This window comes from Halomonas ventosae (genome assembly GCF_004361885.1).
Classification (GTDB): Bacteria; Pseudomonadota; Gammaproteobacteria; order Pseudomonadales; family Halomonadaceae; genus Halomonas; species Halomonas ventosae_C.
Window position 1 is genome coordinate 126,289 of sequence record NZ_SNWH01000001.1, and the last position, 16,513, is coordinate 142,801.

Annotated in this window: 14 protein-coding genes; 13 read left to right on the top strand and 1 reads right to left on the bottom strand. The window is 65.3% G+C overall.

The genetic code is table 11. From position 1 onward, the window contains the following. Positions 1-30: 30 nt before the first annotated feature. From rsfS to lipB, 9 genes are all read left to right on the top strand, one after another. Positions 31-396 carry a ribosome silencing factor gene (rsfS, locus tag DFO68_RS00575; RefSeq protein ID WP_133481025.1) on the top strand — a complete coding sequence of 122 codons (366 nt, stop codon included), beginning with the start codon at positions 31-33 and terminating at the stop codon, positions 394-396. Beyond that, positions 393-860: a 23S rRNA (pseudouridine(1915)-N(3))-methyltransferase RlmH gene (rlmH, locus tag DFO68_RS00580; protein ID WP_133481027.1), complete on the top strand. Its 468-nt coding sequence runs from the start codon at positions 393-395 to the stop codon at positions 858-860. Before rsfS ends, rlmH begins: the two co-directional genes overlap by 4 nt. Positions 861-926: 66 nt before the next feature. Beyond that, positions 927-2,831: a penicillin-binding protein 2 gene (gene mrdA, locus DFO68_RS00585; protein ID WP_133481029.1), complete on the top strand. Its 1,905-nt coding sequence runs from the start codon at positions 927-929 to the stop codon at positions 2,829-2,831. A 2-nt stretch (positions 2,832-2,833) separates the two neighbouring features. Next, a complete protein-coding gene (gene rodA / locus DFO68_RS00590) occupies positions 2,834-3,994 on the top strand; it encodes a rod shape-determining protein RodA (RefSeq protein ID WP_133481031.1) in 1,161 nt (386 codons plus the stop codon). Positions 3,995-4,028: 34 nt separating this feature from the next. After that, the gene (gene mltB, locus DFO68_RS00595; protein ID WP_133481033.1) at positions 4,029-5,096 is read left to right on the top strand and encodes a lytic murein transglycosylase B; all 1,068 of its coding nucleotides are present in this window, start codon (positions 4,029-4,031) and stop codon (positions 5,094-5,096) included. Further along, positions 5,093-6,031 (top strand): septal ring lytic transglycosylase RlpA family protein, encoded by a 939-nt coding sequence (locus DFO68_RS00600; RefSeq protein ID WP_133481035.1) that lies wholly within the window; start codon positions 5,093-5,095, stop codon positions 6,029-6,031. Before mltB ends, DFO68_RS00600 begins: the two co-directional genes overlap by 4 nt. Positions 6,032-6,083: 52 nt before the next feature. After that, positions 6,084-7,292 carry a D-alanyl-D-alanine carboxypeptidase family protein gene (locus DFO68_RS00605; RefSeq protein ID WP_133481037.1) on the top strand — a complete coding sequence of 403 codons (1,209 nt, stop codon included), beginning with the start codon at positions 6,084-6,086 and terminating at the stop codon, positions 7,290-7,292. A 77-nt stretch (positions 7,293-7,369) separates the two neighbouring features. Then, a complete protein-coding gene (locus DFO68_RS00610; RefSeq protein WP_133481039.1) occupies positions 7,370-7,681 on the top strand; it encodes an HP0495 family protein in 312 nt (103 codons plus the stop codon). Beyond that, positions 7,681-8,361 (top strand): lipoyl(octanoyl) transferase LipB, encoded by a 681-nt coding sequence (gene lipB / locus DFO68_RS00615; protein WP_133481041.1) that lies wholly within the window; start codon positions 7,681-7,683, stop codon positions 8,359-8,361. Before DFO68_RS00610 ends, lipB begins: the two co-directional genes overlap by 1 nt. 121 nt (positions 8,362-8,482) lie before the next feature. On the opposite strand, the gene lipA is transcribed toward lipB, so the two are convergent. Next, positions 8,483-9,535 carry a lipoyl synthase gene (gene lipA, locus DFO68_RS00620; RefSeq protein ID WP_133481043.1) on the bottom strand — a complete coding sequence of 351 codons (1,053 nt, stop codon included), beginning with the start codon at positions 9,533-9,535 and terminating at the stop codon, positions 8,483-8,485. A 390-nt stretch (positions 9,536-9,925) separates the two neighbouring features. Here lipA and DFO68_RS00625 point away from each other — a divergent pair, with 390 nt between their 5' ends. From DFO68_RS00625 to DFO68_RS00640, 4 genes are all read left to right on the top strand, one after another. Further along, entirely contained in the window at positions 9,926-12,568 is a 2,643-nt protein-coding gene (locus tag DFO68_RS00625) for a DUF3141 domain-containing protein (protein WP_133481045.1), read from the top strand. A gap of 275 nt (positions 12,569-12,843) precedes the next feature. Then, positions 12,844-15,492 carry a type I DNA topoisomerase gene (topA, locus tag DFO68_RS00630; protein ID WP_133481047.1) on the top strand — a complete coding sequence of 883 codons (2,649 nt, stop codon included), beginning with the start codon at positions 12,844-12,846 and terminating at the stop codon, positions 15,490-15,492. Beyond that, positions 15,489-15,953 (top strand): DUF6586 family protein, encoded by a 465-nt coding sequence (locus DFO68_RS00635; protein ID WP_133481049.1) that lies wholly within the window; start codon positions 15,489-15,491, stop codon positions 15,951-15,953. Before topA ends, DFO68_RS00635 begins: the two co-directional genes overlap by 4 nt. Further along, positions 15,947-16,447, top strand: coding sequence for an NYN domain-containing protein (locus DFO68_RS00640; protein WP_133481051.1), 501 nt, complete (start codon positions 15,947-15,949; stop codon positions 16,445-16,447). The genes DFO68_RS00635 and DFO68_RS00640 overlap by 7 nt, the downstream gene beginning before the upstream one ends. Positions 16,448-16,513: the final 66 nt, after the last annotated feature.

Here is a 16,513-nt window from a genome sequence, read left to right on the forward strand (position 1 = left end):
CCGCTGAAGAAGGGCTAACGCGAAGGGTTTATGGATAGCGACGCACTCAAGATTCTGGTGATCGACGCACTGGAGGACATCAAGGCCCAGGACATCGCCGTCCTGGACGTCTCACGATTGACCAGCGTGACCGACCTGATGGTGGTGGCCAGCGCCACCTCCAGTCGCCATGTCGCGGCACTCGCCGAGAACGTCGTCCAGGCCGCCAAGGAACAGGGCATGGCACCGTTGGGTGTCGAGGGCAAGGGCGGCGCTGACTGGGTGCTGGTCGACCTGGGTAACCTGGTGGTGCATGTGATGTTGCCCGAGACGCGCCAGCTCTACGACCTGGAGCGCCTGTGGGCCGATCTGCCCAGCGACCTGGAGTCGCGGCTCGAGGAGGTGCAGGGTTCATGAGGCTCCGCCTGCTGGCGGTGGGCACACGCATGCCCGACTGGGTGTCGCGCGGGGTCGAGGAGTATCGCAAACGATTGCCCAGGGACTTCACGCTGGATATCGAGGAGATCGTCCCCGGGCAGCGTGGCAAGAATGCCGGCATGACCCGGGCCACGGCCCTCGAGGCCGAGCGTATCCGGGGGCGTCTCAAGGGCGGGGAGCGCCTCGTCGCCCTGGAAGTGGGCGGCAAGGCCTGGAGCACCGAGCAACTGGCCCGTGAGGCCGAGACCTGGCGCCAAGAGGGACGTGACGTCGTGTTGCTGGTAGGGGGGCCGGACGGACTGGAGCCGTCGCTCTCCGCCAGTGCCGACCAGCGCTGGTCGCTGTCGCCGTTGACGCTGCCCCACCCGCTGGTGCGTATCCTGCTCGCCGAGCAACTCTACCGGGCCTGGACGCTGCTGGTCGGCCATCCCTATCACCGTTGAAGGCGTTTCCGGCAGCTTGGCTGTGGAAGGCTTTTTTGCTTAATCCTCCCGAGGTCATCACTGCGCATGCGTCGGCGCCGCGAAACCCTGAAGAATCCGCAACAGGAGCTGCGCGTCTTCCGCATGCGCTCGCTGCTGGCCGTGCTGGTGGTGATATGCCTGACCGGGCTGCTCGGCGGGCGGCTGTTCTATCTGCAGGTGGTGCAGCACGAGGTCTACAGCACGCGCTCCGAGAAGAATCGGGTGCGGGTCGAGCCGCTGCCGCCCACCCGCGGGTTGATCTATGACCGCAACGGTGTGCTGCTGGCCGAGAACCGGCCTACCTACAATCTCACCCTGGTGCGCGAACGGGTCGAAGACCTCGATGCCACCCTGTCGCTGCTGGTCGACCTGCTGGAGATTCCCGCTGAGGAGGTCAAGGCATTCCGGGTGCGCTCCCGGCAGCGCCAGCGTCCCTTCCAGCCGGCCCTGCTGATGAGCGACCTCGAGGAGGAGCAGATCGCCCGCCTCGCGGTCAATCGTCATCGCCTGCCCGGCGTCGAGATCCAGGCGCAGCTGTTGCGCTACTACCCCGACGCCGAGACCATGGTGCATGCGCTGGGCTATGTCGGTCGGATCAACGCCGACGAGCTGGCGGGCCTGGATACCGGCAACTATGCCGGTACTCACTTCATCGGCAAGACTGGCGTGGAGCGCTTTTACGAGGACGAACTGCACGGCCAGGCGGGGCTGCGTAAGGTCGAGACCAACGCCCGCGGCCGGGTGCTGCGCGAACTCGGCCGTACCGACCCGGTCCCGGGCGAGGACCTGACCCTGACGCTGGACAGCGAGTTGCAGAAGCTCGCCGTGGAGCTGCTCGACGGACGCCGTGGTTCCATCGTGGCGATTGCCCCGCGAACCGGCGAGATCCTCGCCCTGGCCTCGGTGCCGGGGTTCGACAGCAACCAGTTCGTCACCGGCATCGACGTTGCCTCCTATCGCGCGCTTCGCGAGGATCTGGACCTGCCGCTCTACAACCGTGCGATCCGCGGTCACTATCCGCCCGGGTCGACGATCAAGCCCTTCATGGCCATCACCGGCCTCAAGGAGGGCGCTATCACGCCCAGTGAGGTGATCTACGATCCGGGCTACTACCAGTTGCCCAATGACTCGCGGCGCTACCGCAACTGGTTGCGCTGGGGACATGGCCGTGTCGACCTGGAGCGTGCCATCACCGTTTCCAATAACACCTATTTCTATTCTCTGGCCCATGAATTGGGGATCGACCGCATTCACGACAACTTGACGGCCTTTGGCTTCGGTCAGCGCGTGGCCCACGACGTCCAGGGTCAGAGCGACGCACTGATGCCTTCGCGCGAGTGGAAGCGTGCGCGTTTCAATCAGCCTTGGTACCCCGGAGAGACGCTCTCCGTCGGCATCGGCCAGGGCTACCTGCAGGTGACCCCGCTGCAGCTGGCTACCGCCACGGCGGTACTGGCCAATCGCGGCCATTGGGTCAAACCACGCCTGGCGCTACGTGTCGGCGAGCATGAGGTTCCTGTCGATCTGCCCGATACTCCACCCGACATCACGCTCAGCAACCAGGCCTGGTGGGATAGCGTCTTCTCGGGCATGGAGAAGGTGGTCTCGGGCCATGAGGGCACTGCGCGACGCATTGGCAAGGATCTGGAATACCGCATGGCAGGCAAGTCGGGTACTGCCCAGGTATTCTCCCTGGGGCAGGATCAGAAGTACAACGCCGACGAGATCAAGGAGCGTTTGCGCGACCATGCCCTGTTCATTGCCTTCGCCCCGGTGGAGAACCCCCGGATTGCCGTGGCGGTGATCGTCGAGAATGCCGGCGGGGGCAGCACCCATGCCGCCCATCTGGCCAAGGCGATGACCGATGCCTGGCTGCTCGATGATCAGCCGGATACTCAGCAGCTGCGTGAGGTGCTTGAACGGGAAGATAGCCGAGTGGCGGGGGGCTGACGATGAGCTGGAGCGAGCTGACCCGCGGCCTGCGGGCTCATCCCGTGAAGCCCTCGCTGAGCGGTATCGCGCGGCGGCGCAGCCTCTGGGCGCGCATCCACCTGGATCCCTGGCTGCTCGGCATGCTGCTGGTGCTGATGCTGGCCGGGCTGGTGGTGCTCTACAGCGCCAGTGGTCAGCGGCTGCCGGTGGTGACCGCCCAGGCCATCCGTTTCAGCGTGGCATTGGCGGTGATGGTCGGGCTCGCCCAGCTTTCGCCGACGACCCTGCTGCGCTGGACGCCGCCGGTCTACGTGGCGGCGCTGCTGATGCTGGTGGCCGTGGAGTTGATCGGTGACATGGGCATGGGTGCCCAGCGCTGGCTGGAGATTCCCGGGCTGATTCGCTTTCAGCCCTCGGAGCTGATGAAGCTGGCGATGCCGATGATGGTCGCCGCCTGGTTGAGCCGTCAGCCTCTTCCGCCTCGCTGGCGCGATCTCATGGTCTGTGTGGCGATCATCGGCTTGCCAGTGGTGTTGATCGCCAAGCAGCCTGATCTCGGTACGTCGCTGCTGGTAACCATCGCCGGCGTGTTCGTGATCCTGCTGGCCGGGCTCTCCTGGCGTTTCATCCTGTTATGCAGCGCTCTGGTGGCGGCCGCGTTGCCGCTGCTGTGGATGAACATGCATGACTATCAGCGTCAGCGTGTACTGACCTTCCTCGACCCGGACAGCGATCCCTTGGGCGCAGGCTGGAACATCATCCAGTCGACCACCGCCATCGGCAGCGGGGGCTTCTGGGGCAAGGGCTGGCTGCAGGGCACCCAGTCCCAGCTGGAATTCCTTCCTGAACGTCATACCGACTTCATCGTCGCGGTACTCGGTGAGGAGTTCGGGCTGGTGGGCATGCTGGCCTTCCTGTTTCTCTACCTGCTGATCGTGGGACGTGGGCTATGGCTGGCCGGCACCGCCCAGGAAACCTTCGGCCGCCTGCTGGCCGGCAGTATCATCCTGACCTTCTTTATCTATGTCTTCGTCAACGTGGGCATGGTCAGTGGCATCCTGCCGGTGGTTGGCGTGCCACTACCACTGGTCAGCTACGGGGGGACCTCCAGCGTGACCTTGATGGCGGGTTTCGGTATTCTCATGGCCATTCATTCCCACCGCCGCCTGTTGCCGCGCTAGGGGTGTCTGGAAGGCAGACACAGGGAGATCTGCAATGATGGTGTCGTCACCACAGCAAAAACGCTGGATGGCCTGGCTTGCCGGAGCGCTGCTGACATGCGCGGCGAGTGCGGGGCTGGCGACGGACTTCGATCCCCAGCACCATCGCGAGTCACGGCGCCTGGTGGAGGAGCTGGCCGCGACGGGCATCGACCGCGACTGGCTCCAGGCCGCCCTCGCTGACGCCGAATTTCGCCAACCGGTGCTGGAGGCCATGGCCGGCGCCGCCGAGCGACGCCTCACCTGGCACGAATATCGCGCCATCTTCCTGGATGCCCCGCGTATCGCCCATGGCGTCGCCTTCATCGAGGCGCATTCGGCGGCCTTCGCGCGGGCCGAGGCGGAGTACGGTGTGCCCCCGGAGGTCATCGCCGCGATCATCGGTGTGGAGACCCGCTATGGTGAGGTCACCGGTCGGCATCGGGTGCTGGACTCCCTGGCGACCCTGGCCTTCCATCACCCCAGTCGAAGCCGGTTCTTTCGCGAGGAGCTGGCCGCCTTCCTGCAGATCGCCTTCGAACAGCAGCGATCGCCCGGCAGTCTGAGGGGGTCCTACGCCGGCGCGATGGGTTATCCGCAGTTCATCCCCACCAGCTACCGCGCCTACGCCGTGGATTTCGACGGCGATGGCCTGCGCGATCTGTGGAGCAATCCGGTGGATGCCATCGGCAGCGTGGCCAACTACTTCGCTGAACATGGCTGGCTCGCCGGTGAGCCGATCTACCATGAGGCCGCGGGGCCCGCCACGCCGCCCAATGGTATCGACTTCAATGGCGCCGCACAGCTCCCTGCGGTGCCGGCAGCACAACTCGCTGCAGCGGGCCTCGAGGTTCCGGCGTCGCTCGCCGATGATCATCGCCTGCTGCCGGTGGCGCTGAAGGCAGATGAGAACACCTGGCGCTACGTGCTCGGCGAGCACAATTTCTACGTGATCACGCGCTACAACCACAGCCATCTGTATGCCATGGCGGTCAGCGAGCTCGCCGAGGCGATCGCTGCGGCTCGTGGCCGACAGGCCCACTGGCTCGACGCCGCCGACACAAGCTCGCAGGAGGGCTCATGAGACGCACCTGTGCCGTGCTAAGCGTGCTGTTGCTGTTGCTGTTGACCGGGTGTGCCGGGGGCGGTGGCACGACCCGCCCGGCGACCGACGCAGCGTCCACAACGCTGCCGGCCACATCATCAAGCGGTGAGCGCTATGCCCTGTCCGGCGATGCCTATCCCCAGGATCCCCCCGACGTGGCCCAGGTACCCGATGCACTGCCGCGCCACGAGGCACGTTCCCGTGCAGGCAACACCTCTCCCTACCAGGTGTGGGGCAAGCGCTATCAGGTGCTGGCCGATGCGCAGGGCTATCGTCGCCAGGGCAGGGCGTCCTGGTATGGCAAGAAATTCCATGGCTATGCCACGTCCAACGGCGAGATCTATGACATGTACAAGATGAGCGCCGCCCATCGCTCCCTGCCCCTGCCCAGCTTCGTGCGCGTCACCAGTCTTGACAATGGGCGCTCGGTCATCGTGCGGGTCAACGACCGCGGTCCCTTCCACAGCGACCGCGAGATCGATCTCTCCTACGCCGCTGCGGCCCGCCTGGGCATTCTCGAGAAAGGCACCGGTCGGGTGAGGGTCGAGGCCATCGACGTTGAGCGCTGGATCGCCGAACATGGCACATCCCCGTTGAGCGGCGGGGGGCAGACGCTCCGACCCGAGACGGCGTCACGTTCGCCTTCGGCCGTGCCGCTGGCCGGAACAGATCCGTCCCTTTCCGGTGGCGGTGTCTTCCTGCAGGTGGCCGCGTTGGGCTCTGCCGACAATGCCCGCCAGCTGAAGTCGCGTCTCGAGCATGAGATCGCCCAACCCGTGCGCGTTGCCAGTGTCGCCGGCCTGCATCGCGTTCAGGTCGGCCCGCTGGCGGATGCCGGCCAGCTGGCTCCCGTTCGCGAAGCATTGCGCCGGGCCGGCTTTGCCCAGGCCTTCGTCGTCAACGATGCCGACTGAGCCCCGCAGCTTTTCCAACCCGACCGCAATGCCCTTGATGAGAACCCATGCCATGAGATTCACGTTTTTCTTCTCCTGCCGCCGCCTGTTGCCGCTGCTGCTGCTGCTGGTCGGCCTGCTGCTGGTTGTGACCCAGGCCTCGGCGCAGACGGCTCGGGCGCCACAGGCCATGATTCCCTCGCCGCCACAACTGGCGGCCAGCTCTTGGATCCTGATGGATGCCGACAGCGGCCGGGTGCTGGCCGAGCACAAGGCCGACGAGCGTCTGCCGCCGGCCAGCTTGACCAAGCTGATGACCGCCTACCTCGTAGAGCGTGAACTCGATCGTGGCAACATCGCCCCGGACGACCTGGTGCCGATCAGCGAGAAGGCCTGGCGCACCGGTGGCTCCAAGATGTTTATCGAGGTCGACACCCAGGTGCCTGTGTCCGAGCTGCTGCACGGCATCATCATCGTCTCGGGTAATGATGCCAGCGTGGCCATGGCCGAATATCTGGCCGGTGGCGAACGCCCCTTCGCCGACCTGATGAATCAGCACGCCAGCCGCTTGGGCATGAACAACACCCATTTCGTCAATGCCACCGGGCTGCCCGATGACGACCACTACTCCTCCGCGCGCGACCTGGCCCTGCTCTCCAAGCACATCATCAACGACTACCCGGAACACTACGCGATGTATGCCACCAAGCACTTCAGTTATGGCGGCATCGAGCAGCCCAACCGCAATCGGTTGTTATGGCGTGACAGCAGTGTGGATGGCCTGAAGACCGGCTGGACCGAGGCTGCTGGCTACTGCCTGGTGGCCTCGGCCAAGCGCAATGACATGCGCTTGATCTCGGTGGTGATGGGCACCGCCTCCGAGGAGGCTCGCGCCCAGGAGACCCAGAAGCTGCTCAGTTACGGCTTTCGCTACTACGAGACCCTTAAGCTCTACGACGCCGGTGCTGTGCTCAATACGCCCCGGGTGTGGGGTGGCGATAAGAACCAGCTGCGCGTCGGGGTCGATCGCAAGGTGGTGATGACCGTGCCCCGCGCGCGCAGCGAGGAACTCACCGCCAAGCTCGATATCCAGGCCGATCTCAGCGCCCCCATCACGGCCGGCGATCGGGTGGGCACCATGGAGGTGCGCCAGGGCGACAAGGTCGTCGGCGAGCAACCTCTGGTGGCCCTCGAGAGCATCGAGGAGGGCGGGCTGTTCAAGCGCTTTTTCGACCAGATACAGCGCTTCTTCACCAACCTGATCGGCGGCTGGTTCGACTAGGGTCTTCGGCGGGCGTTGGTCTCTTCGCGCTTGGTTGCGTAAAATACCTGGATATACATGATTCGCCGGAAGGCCCCATGAACGACAATACCCTGCGTGATCTTCGCAAGCCCCGTCGTCTGGCAGGCGGCAGGCTCCCGAAGATCACCTTTCCCTGCGACTACCCGATCAAGGTCGTCGGTGACGCCGCCGAGGACTTCGCCGCCAGCGTCTGCCAGGTCGTCATTCGCCATGACCCGGCCTTCGACGCAAGGGCCATCGAGGTGGTGCCCAGCCGCCATGGCCGCTTCCAGTCGGTGCGTTTGAGCATTCGCGCCACCGGGGAGTCGCAGCTCAAGGCGCTTTTCGTCGAGCTCAAGGCCACCGGCCGCGTGCATATGGTCATCTGATGGCAAGCCACGTTGGGCTATCGCCGATCGTTTTGCATCGGCTGGGACGTCGATCCTACACGCCGGTCTGGCAGGCCATGCGGGAGCTCACCGATGGTCGTGATGCGACGACCCCTGACCAGTTCTGGCTGGTCGAACATGACCCGGTGTTCACCCAGGGAAAGGCGGGTAAGCCCGAGCATCTGCTGATGCCTGGCGACATTCCGGTCGTCGCCACCGACCGCGGCGGACAGGTGACCTACCATGGGCCTGGTCAGGTGGTGCTTTACCCGCTGCTCGACGTGCGCCGCTCGCGGCTGGGCGTGCGCGATCTGGTCAATGCCCTGGAGAACGCTGTGATCGCCCTGCTGGCCGAGCATGGGGTAGCGGCCCACGCACGCCCCGACGCCCCTGGTGTCTATGTGGGGGAGGCCAAGATTGCCTCGCTGGGACTGCGGATTCGGCGCGGCGCCAGCTTCCATGGGGTGGCCCTCAACGTCGATGGCGACCTTTCTCCGTTCCTGCGCATCAACCCCTGCGGCTATGCCGGCATGGCGATGACGTGCCTGGCCGACCTTAGCGATGACTGTCCCCGTGTCGAGGCAGTGGGGGAGCGCTTGGCGCAGTGCCTGGCGCAGGAACTGGGGAGGGAGTTGAAAGCACCAAACAGCCACGCGCCGAGCCGTCAAGCTGACCTGTGAGGGACTGCAGGTGCTGAGGTAGCAAACGAGAAGCCCCGCCGGGGCGACTCCCCCTCCTACTCGATTGATGTCACCATTGGCCATGACATCATTCTTCGGCGCTTGGCATTGGGCCTTGGCGTTAGCCCACATTCACCGCATCGATGCGGTTGGTGTCGGCCGGTTGACCAGGGATCTCGGCGGGGGTGGCCAGGCCCAGGTTGTTCTTCTCGAACACCCGGTCGGCCCGATAGCTGGAGCGCACCAAGGGGCCTGATGGCACCTCCATGAAGCCCTTATCCAGCCCCCGTAGGCGATAGCGCTCGAACTCCTCCGGGGTGACCCAGCGCTCCACCGGGAGGTGGTTACGCGTGGGGCGCAGATACTGACCGAGAGTCACGATGTCGACGCCGATGGCCCGCAGGTCGTCGAAGGTCGAGAGAATCTCCTCCTCGGTCTCGCCCAGGCCCAGCATCAGGCTGGTCTTGGTGATCACCTGAGGCCGGTGTCGCTTGGCATGGGCCAGCACGTCCAGGGTCTTGCGATAGCCGGCACGCGGATCGCGAATCCGCGAGGTGAGCCGCTCAACGGTCTCGACGTTCTGCGCAAAGACCTCGAGCCCCGAATCGACGACCCGCTCGATCGACGCCGGCACGGCATCGAAATCCGGTGTCAGCGCCTCGACGACCACCTCCGGTGTGCGGGCCTTGATGGCGCGGATGCAGTCGGCGTAATGTGATGCGCCGCCATCGGCAAGGTCGTCGCGGTCCACGGAGGTCAGCACGATGTAGCGCAGCCCCATCAGTTCGACCGAACGCGCGGTATTTTCCGGCTCCTCCGTGTCCAGCCAGCCCCGGGGATTGCCGGTATCCACCGCACAGAAGCGGCAGGCGCGCGTGCAAACCGCGCCCATCAGCATGATGGTCGCGGTGCCGTTGCTCCAGCACTCGCCCTGATTGGGGCAGTGTGACTCCGCACAGACGGTGCTGAGGCGATGGGTCGCCACGTTTCGCTTGACCGCCTCGAAGCGTTCGCCGCCGGGGATCTGCGCGCGCAGCCATTTCGGCTTGCGGCCGTCGGCGGCGCCATCCTCGATCTGACGCCGTGACTTCATGCCATCTTTGATGGCAGCGGTGCCGTGATCGTTACGGTACTTCTCGCCGCTGGATATGCGTGGGGAGGAAGTGTCGCTCATGGCTGAGAGCCTCTCTGCTGGCCGGCTGTCGACGCCATGGGGGCACGGCCGCGGGATTTCCGCGAGTGCGCCGCAGGGTGGTTCCAGGCAGCCTGGCACGTCGAATGATAGCTAGATCGCAAAGTGATAAAATATCACACCATTCGTTGTCCTGGACAGCCGGGCTCAGGGTCATGGCCTGAGATTTCCCGTGGCGGCATAGCGCCGCGCATGACGCTGGGCAGCTCAAGGCGCTCGGTGGCGTTCATGCGCCATATGCCGTTCACGACCAAGAAAATCCGGTGCTCGCAGTGCGGCGCGTCATGCGCTATATTGCATTGCAGCAAAGCCCGATTTCATGCATCGCTGCCGGCCCAATACCGTCAGTGAGCAATCCTGGAGCTTAACAATATGAATGCCCTGATACCGACTCCCCCACCCAGTATGCTGCCCCTTGTGGATCCGTTCGGTTTCGGACGTGCCGCCTATGACTACTGGCGCGATTCTCTGGAGCGCAGCGTGCTCTTCATGGATGTCATGCGTCAGCGCGGCAACCAATACCTCGAGCATATCGAAAAGACCAAGCCCAATGTGCTGGGCTTCGATGCCGAGGTGCTGATGGACGGACGGGGTCTGCCCCGCCCGGTGAATTACGAACTGCTACGCATCCTCCCCCCCGAGGGCGTGGAGACCGACCTGCAGATGCGCCCCTTCGTGGTGGTGGACCCGCGGGCCGGCCACGGCCCGGGCATCGGCGGCTTCAAGCCCGACAGCGAGATTGGTGTGGCCCTGAGGGCGGGGCATCCCTGCTACTTCATCGGCTTTTTGCCCTATCCGGTGAAGGGCCAGACCGTCGAGGATGTGGTCGAGGCCGAGGTGGCCTTCCTGCGCCGCGTCATCGAGCGCCATCCCGAAACCTCCGAGAAGCCCATGGTGGTCGGCAACTGCCAGGCCGGCTGGCAGATCATGATGGCCGCGGCCCTCGAGCCTGAGCTCTTCGGTCCGATTCTGATCGCCGGTGCGCCGCTTTCGTACTGGGCCGGTGAGCGTGGCAAGGCGCCGATGCGCTACACCGGCGGATTGACCGGCGGCAGCTGGATGACCTCACTGCTCAGCGACCTGGGGGCCGGACTCTTCGACGGCGCCTGGCTGGTGCAGAACTTCGAGCGGCTCAATCCGGCGAACACCTGGTGGAGCAAGCAGTACCGGCTCTACGCCCAGGTTGACACCGAGGCCGAGCGCTATCTGGAGTTCGAACGCTGGTGGGGCGGTCATGTGGTGCTGGGCGGCGAGGAGATCCAGTATATCGTCGATAACCTCTTCGTCGGCAATCGTCTCTCCACCGCTCAGCTGGTGACCTCCGACGGTCGCCGCATCGACCTGCGCAACGTGCGCTCGCCGGTGGTGGTGTTCTGTTCGAAGGGGGACGACATCACCCCGCCGCCCCAGGCGCTGGGCTGGGTACGCGATCTCTACGAGGGGGTCGAGGATGTGATCGCCAACGAGCAGACCATCGTCTACTGCGTTCACGATACCACCGGCCACCTGGGCATCTTCGTGTCCGGCAGCGTCTCGCGCAAGGAGCATACCGAGTTCACTGCCAACATGGACTATATCGATGTGCTGCCGCCGGGGCTCTACGAGACCACCATCTCGAGTGCCAAGGAGCGCGAGGATGCTGAGCTGATCGAGCGTGACTACCTGCTGGAGTTCACGCCGCGGACCGTCGAGGAGCTCGATCAGGAGGTCCAGCACCGCCCCGAGGACGACACCCGTTTCGCTACGGTGGCGCGGATCTCAGAGATCAATCTGGGATTTTATCGCCTGTTCATGCAGCCCTGGATTCAGGCCCTGGCCACGCCCGAGTCGGCTAGGTGGATGCGTCGCATGCACCCCAACCGCATGGGCTATCGCCTGCTCTCCGATCGCAACCCCTTGATGACCGCGGTACCAGTGCTGGCCGACAAGGTGCGCGCCGATCGCCACCCGGTACATGAGGACAACGTCTTCCGTGCGGTGGAGGGCGTCCTGTCCGACCAGGTTACCCGCGGCCTGAATGCCTGGCGCGACCTGCGTGACAGCAGCAGCGAGCGCTTGTTCCTCGACTTATATGGCCAGCCGGTGCTGCAGGCCATGGTCGGCCTGGGCGGTGACGCCCATGTGCATCGTCGTCGCCCGGGGGCCGAACCCGAACACCGTCGCTTCATTGAACGTCGCCGTGAGGAGATCCAACGCGCGATCACCGAGGGCGGCAGCCATGAAGCAGTCATGCGCTCGGTGATCCATGTGCTGGGCGGTGCCCCGGCCACCGACGAGCGCAACTTCAAGCGCTTGCGCGCCTCGCGCGCGGAGCTCGAACCGGGCATCCAGCTGGTCGACTTCAAGCACATGGTGCGTGAGCAGTTCTTCACCCTGCAGCAGGATCAGGAGGCGGCCCTGGCAGCGATTCCCACCCTGCTCAGTGGGCAGACGGCAGAGCAGATCAACGTCTACCTTGAGCATATCGAGCATGTCCTGGCGGCCAGTGGTGAGCTGAGCGAGCGCGCCGCGGAGCGTTTCGAGCGTATCAAGGGGCTATTCCACCAGGCCATCAAGCAGGCCCCCCAAGACGAGCAGGACGCCCTTCGCGATGTTCATGCGCGGATGTCAAGCCAGGCGCTGGCCGAAGAGCGGGCACGCCGTGAGATGGAAAGCCATATGGAGTCGCTAGCCGTCGCCGAACGGGTGCCAGCGACGGCTTCCGAGCAGGCCGAGCCGCGTGAGGAAAACGCCGAGGTTCAGGCGCAGCGCCCCGATGCCGCGGCGCAACAATCGGTCAGTGAGTCTCACCCCGAGTCTCCGGCGAAAGAAGCGGCCTCAGAGGCCGTTGCTGAGGCGCCGGCGCAAAGCACTCCCGACGAGGCGCCGAGCACGGGCAGCGAAACGTCGTCGACCACCGAGGCAGAGGCCCGTGACACCGCGCCGGAGGGGCAGCAGACGACCGCCAGCACTACGGGGGCGACCAAGCGCAAGCCGGCCAGTCGTACTACACCGCGCAAGTCTCGCAAGAGCTGACCCTGCTTTGCCACTCTCTGAGCCCTCGCCCTTCGGCGGGGGCGCTTTTCATTAAGAGGGATGCCTTTTCCGCTTGGCGAGGTCGAGCCCGGGAGGCTAGGGTCAAGAGGTCATCGATGCCAGGCGGATCATGGTGAGTGGACGAAGTGGGGCGGCGACTGGCATGACGGCGACCGCTGGGGTAGGGTAAGTTCATTTTTCACCCGTCCGCGAGAACGGGCCGAAACCGTCTGGCGTCAGCGTTGGAGCTGGCACCATCAGCACAGTGGAGCACTATGGGCAAGTCACTGGTCATCGTCGAGTCGCCGGCCAAGGCCAAGACGATCAACAAGTATCTCGGCAACGACTTCATCGTGAAGTCGAGCGTGGGGCACATCCGTGACCTGCCGACCAGCGGCTCCGGCAAGGCAGCCTCTGATCCCAAGGAGCGTGCCCGCCAGGCGGCTCAGACCCGCAAGATGTCGCCCGAGCAGAAAGCCGAGCATCGCAAGCGCAAGGCCCATGACCAGCTGATCCGACGCATGGGCATCGACCCCGAGCATGGCTGGAAGGCGCATTACGAGATCCTGCCCGGCAAGGAGAAGGTAGTGGCCGAGCTCAAGAAGCTCGCCGAGAAGGCCGATGCGGTCTATCTAGCCACCGACCTTGACCGGGAGGGGGAGGCCATCGCCTGGCACCTGCGCGAGACCATCGGCGGCGACGAAGCCCGCTATCGGCGCGTGGTGTTCAACGAGATCACCAGGAACGCCATTCAGGAGGCCTTCCAGGATCCCGGTAGCCTGAACATCCCGCGCGTCGAGGCGCAGCAGGCACGCCGCTTCCTTGATCGCGTGGTGGGCTTCATGCTCTCGCCGCTGCTGTGGGCTAAGATTGCCCGCGGCCTCTCCGCTGGTCGAGTGCAGTCGGTGGCCACCCGCCTGATCGTCGAGCGCGAGCGCGAGATCCACGCCTTCATCCCCGAGGAGTTCTGGGATGTCCACGCCGACCTGGTTCCGCAAGGCGAGGGGGCCGGCGATGACCAAGCGAGTGTGCGCTTCGAGCTGGTCCGTCAGGACGGCAAGGCGTTTCGACCGACCTCCGAGGCCGAGACGCTGGAGCGCATCGCGCCGCTCAATAAAGTGCGCCTGGTCATCACTGCGCGGGAAGACAAGCCCACGCGTTCCACGCCCAATGCGCCCTTTATCACCTCGACGCTACAGCAGGCAGCCAGCGGCCGACTGGGGTTCTCGGTGAAGAAGACCATGACCCTGGCCCAGCGCCTCTACGAGGCCGGCTATATCACCTACATGCGCACCGACTCCACCAACCTCTCGAAAGATGCGGTGGACAACGTGCGCGAGTTCATCGGCTCGGAGTTCGGTGCGCGCTACCTGCCCGAGGCGCCCAATCGCTACTCGAGCAAGGCGGGGGCCCAGGAGGCTCACGAGGCGATCCGTCCCTCCGACGTGGCCCGCCGCGCCACCGATCTGGCGGGCATGGAGCGCGACGCCGAGCGCCTTTATGAGCTGATTTGGCGCCAGTTCGTGGCCTGCCAGATGACGCCCGCCGAATACCTCTCCAGCACGCTGACCGTCGAGGTCGACGGCTACGAGCTGCGTGCCAAGGGGCGGGTGCTGAAGTTCGACGGCTACACCCGGGTCATGAAGCCCATGGGGCGCAAGGAGGAGGATCAGTCGCTGCCGGACCTCGCCGAGGGCACGTCCATGGCCCTGGCGGCGCTCGACCCCCAGCAGCACTTCACCAAGCCGTCGCCCCGCTATACCGAGGCAAGCCTGGTCAAGGAGCTGGAGAAGCGCGGCATTGGTCGTCCCTCCACCTATGCCTCGATCATTTCCACCATCCAGGACCGGGGCTACGTCAAGCTGGAGAATCGGCGCTTCTATGCCGAGAAGCTCGGCGACATCGTCACCGAGCGGCTCAAGGAGTCGTTCCCCGACCTGATGGACTACTCCTTCACCGCGCGCATGGAGGATGGCCTTGACGAAGTCGCCCAGGGCGAGCGCAACTGGCGGGCATTGCTCGATGCCTTCTATGCCAAGTTCAAGAAGGAGCTCGAGGAGGCCGAGAGCGAGGAGGGCATGCGCCCCAACCAGCCGGTACCTACCGACATCGACTGCCCGACCTGCGGACGCAAGATGCAGATCCGCACCGCCTCCACGGGGGTCTTCCTGGGCTGCTCGGGCTACAACTTGCCGCCCAAGGAGCGCTGCAAGACTACCATCGACCTGCTGCCCGGCGACGAGGCGGTGGCCGCCGATGCCGGCGAGGACGCCGAGACCGAGGCACTGCGCGCCAAGCACCGCTGCCCCAAGTGTGGCACCGCCATGGACAGCTACCTGATCGACGAGACCCGCAAGCTGCATATCTGCGGCAATAGCCCGGATTGCGACGGCTACGAGGTCGAGCACGGCAAGTTTCGCATCAAGGGCTATGACGGCCCGACCATCGAGTGCGACAAGTGCGGCAGCGAGATGCAGCTCAAGACCGGGCGTTTCGGCAAGTACTTCGGCTGCACCAACCCCGAGTGCAAGAATACCCGCAAGCTGCTGCGCAGCGGCGAGGTGGCGCCACCGAAGATGGACCCGATTGACATGCCGGAACTGGCCTGCCAGAAGGTTGATGACCACTATGTGCTGCGTGACGGTGCCAGCGGGCTGTTCCTGGCGGCCAGCAAGTTTCCCAAGAACCGCGAGACCCGCCCGCCGCTGGTCAAGGAGCTCAAGGCCCACGCCGATGAACTACCCGAGAAGTATCGCTACCTGCTCGACGCCCCCAGCGAGGATCCGGGCGGCCGTCCGACGCAGATTCGCTACTCGCGCAAGGCCCGCGAGCAGTTCGTGATGACCGATGAGGGCGGCAAGGCCACCGGCTGGCGCGCGATTTTCGACGGCCGCCAGTGGCAGGTGGAGGACAAGCGCAAGTGACGCCGAGATCGCGCACCAACCAGCTGCTCTACCAGGCGACGTTGCTGCTCGATGTGCCGGCCGGCGAGGACGAGCATGCCCAGGCCCGGCGCATGGCCGTAGAGGAGGGCAGCCTGGCGCTGGCCGAGCTGGTGCTGCAGTCGCTGCTGCGCGAGGTTACCGAGCACGCCCACCTGGAGCGCCATGACTGGCGCGAACTGCTTGGCCCCGAGGGCGCCGGCATCGCCGAGCTGCAGCGCCTGCGCGAGCTGGCTGCACGCCCCGACAGCTGGCTAGCCTGGCTGATCGGCAAGCTCGAGGCCCTGCACTCAAGCGACGTTGTGGCCCGGCGTGCCACCGGCGCTGCCCGAGGGTTGATCGCCGTGGGCAGTGGTGCGGCGCTGGGGGACGAGCTGCGCGACTGCCTCGACGACGCCAAGGCCGAGATCGCCGCCCTGCGCGAGACCAGCGAGGAGTGGTAACGACGACGCGCCAGGCGGACCGGGAGCGCGTCGCCATCCTGGTCGACGTCCAGAACGTCTACTACACCACCCGCGAGGCCTTCGGCCGTCACTTCGACTACCAGGCCTTCTGGGCACATTTCACGGCCGAGCGCGAGGTGGTGGTGGCCAACGCCTATGCCATCGACCGCGCAGATGCCCGCCAGCAGCAATTCCAGGCCATCCTGCGCCGCATCGGTTTCACCGTGAAGCTCAAGCCCTACATTCAGCGCCGTGACGGCTCGGCCAAGGGCGACTGGGACGTGGGCATCGCCCTCGATGCCATGGAGGCCGGGCCACTGGTCGACCGGGTGGTGCTGGTCTCGGGTGATGGCGACTTCGACCTGCTGGTCGAGCGGCTGCGCGAGCGCCATGGCGTGACGGTGGAGGTGGTCGGTGTTGAGCGGCTCACGGCCGACTCGCTGATCCGCGCCGCCAGCCGCTTCGTGCCCATCGAGGGAGAGCTGCTGCTCTAGGTGCAGGTGTGAGCGGCGTCCATAACCGGTACAACCTTGCGCCCCTCTCTACTTCTATTTGCGCAC

What these genes read in the sequence shown, in the direction of transcription:
- lipA (WP_133481043.1), bottom strand. Translation starts at nt 9,535, where the DNA reads ATGAGCGACACTTCCTCCCCACGCATATCCAGCGGCGAGAAGTACCGT.
- DFO68_RS00625 (WP_133481045.1), top strand. Translation starts at nt 9,926, where the DNA reads ATGAATGCCCTGATACCGACTCCCCCACCCAGTATGCTGCCCCTTGTG.
- DFO68_RS00605 (WP_133481037.1), top strand. Translation starts at nt 6,084, where the DNA reads ATGAGATTCACGTTTTTCTTCTCCTGCCGCCGCCTGTTGCCGCTGCTG.
- DFO68_RS00600 (WP_133481035.1), top strand. Translation starts at nt 5,093, where the DNA reads ATGAGACGCACCTGTGCCGTGCTAAGCGTGCTGTTGCTGTTGCTGTTG.
- lipB (WP_133481041.1), top strand. Translation starts at nt 7,681, where the DNA reads ATGGCAAGCCACGTTGGGCTATCGCCGATCGTTTTGCATCGGCTGGGA.
- topA (WP_133481047.1), top strand. Translation starts at nt 12,844, where the DNA reads ATGGGCAAGTCACTGGTCATCGTCGAGTCGCCGGCCAAGGCCAAGACG.
- rlmH (WP_133481027.1), top strand. Translation starts at nt 393, where the DNA reads ATGAGGCTCCGCCTGCTGGCGGTGGGCACACGCATGCCCGACTGGGTG.
- DFO68_RS00610 (WP_133481039.1), top strand. Translation starts at nt 7,370, where the DNA reads ATGAACGACAATACCCTGCGTGATCTTCGCAAGCCCCGTCGTCTGGCA.
- rsfS (WP_133481025.1), top strand. Translation starts at nt 31, where the DNA reads ATGGATAGCGACGCACTCAAGATTCTGGTGATCGACGCACTGGAGGAC.
- mrdA (WP_133481029.1), top strand. Translation starts at nt 927, where the DNA reads ATGCGTCGGCGCCGCGAAACCCTGAAGAATCCGCAACAGGAGCTGCGC.
- rodA (WP_133481031.1), top strand. Translation starts at nt 2,834, where the DNA reads ATGAGCTGGAGCGAGCTGACCCGCGGCCTGCGGGCTCATCCCGTGAAG.
- mltB (WP_133481033.1), top strand. Translation starts at nt 4,029, where the DNA reads ATGATGGTGTCGTCACCACAGCAAAAACGCTGGATGGCCTGGCTTGCC.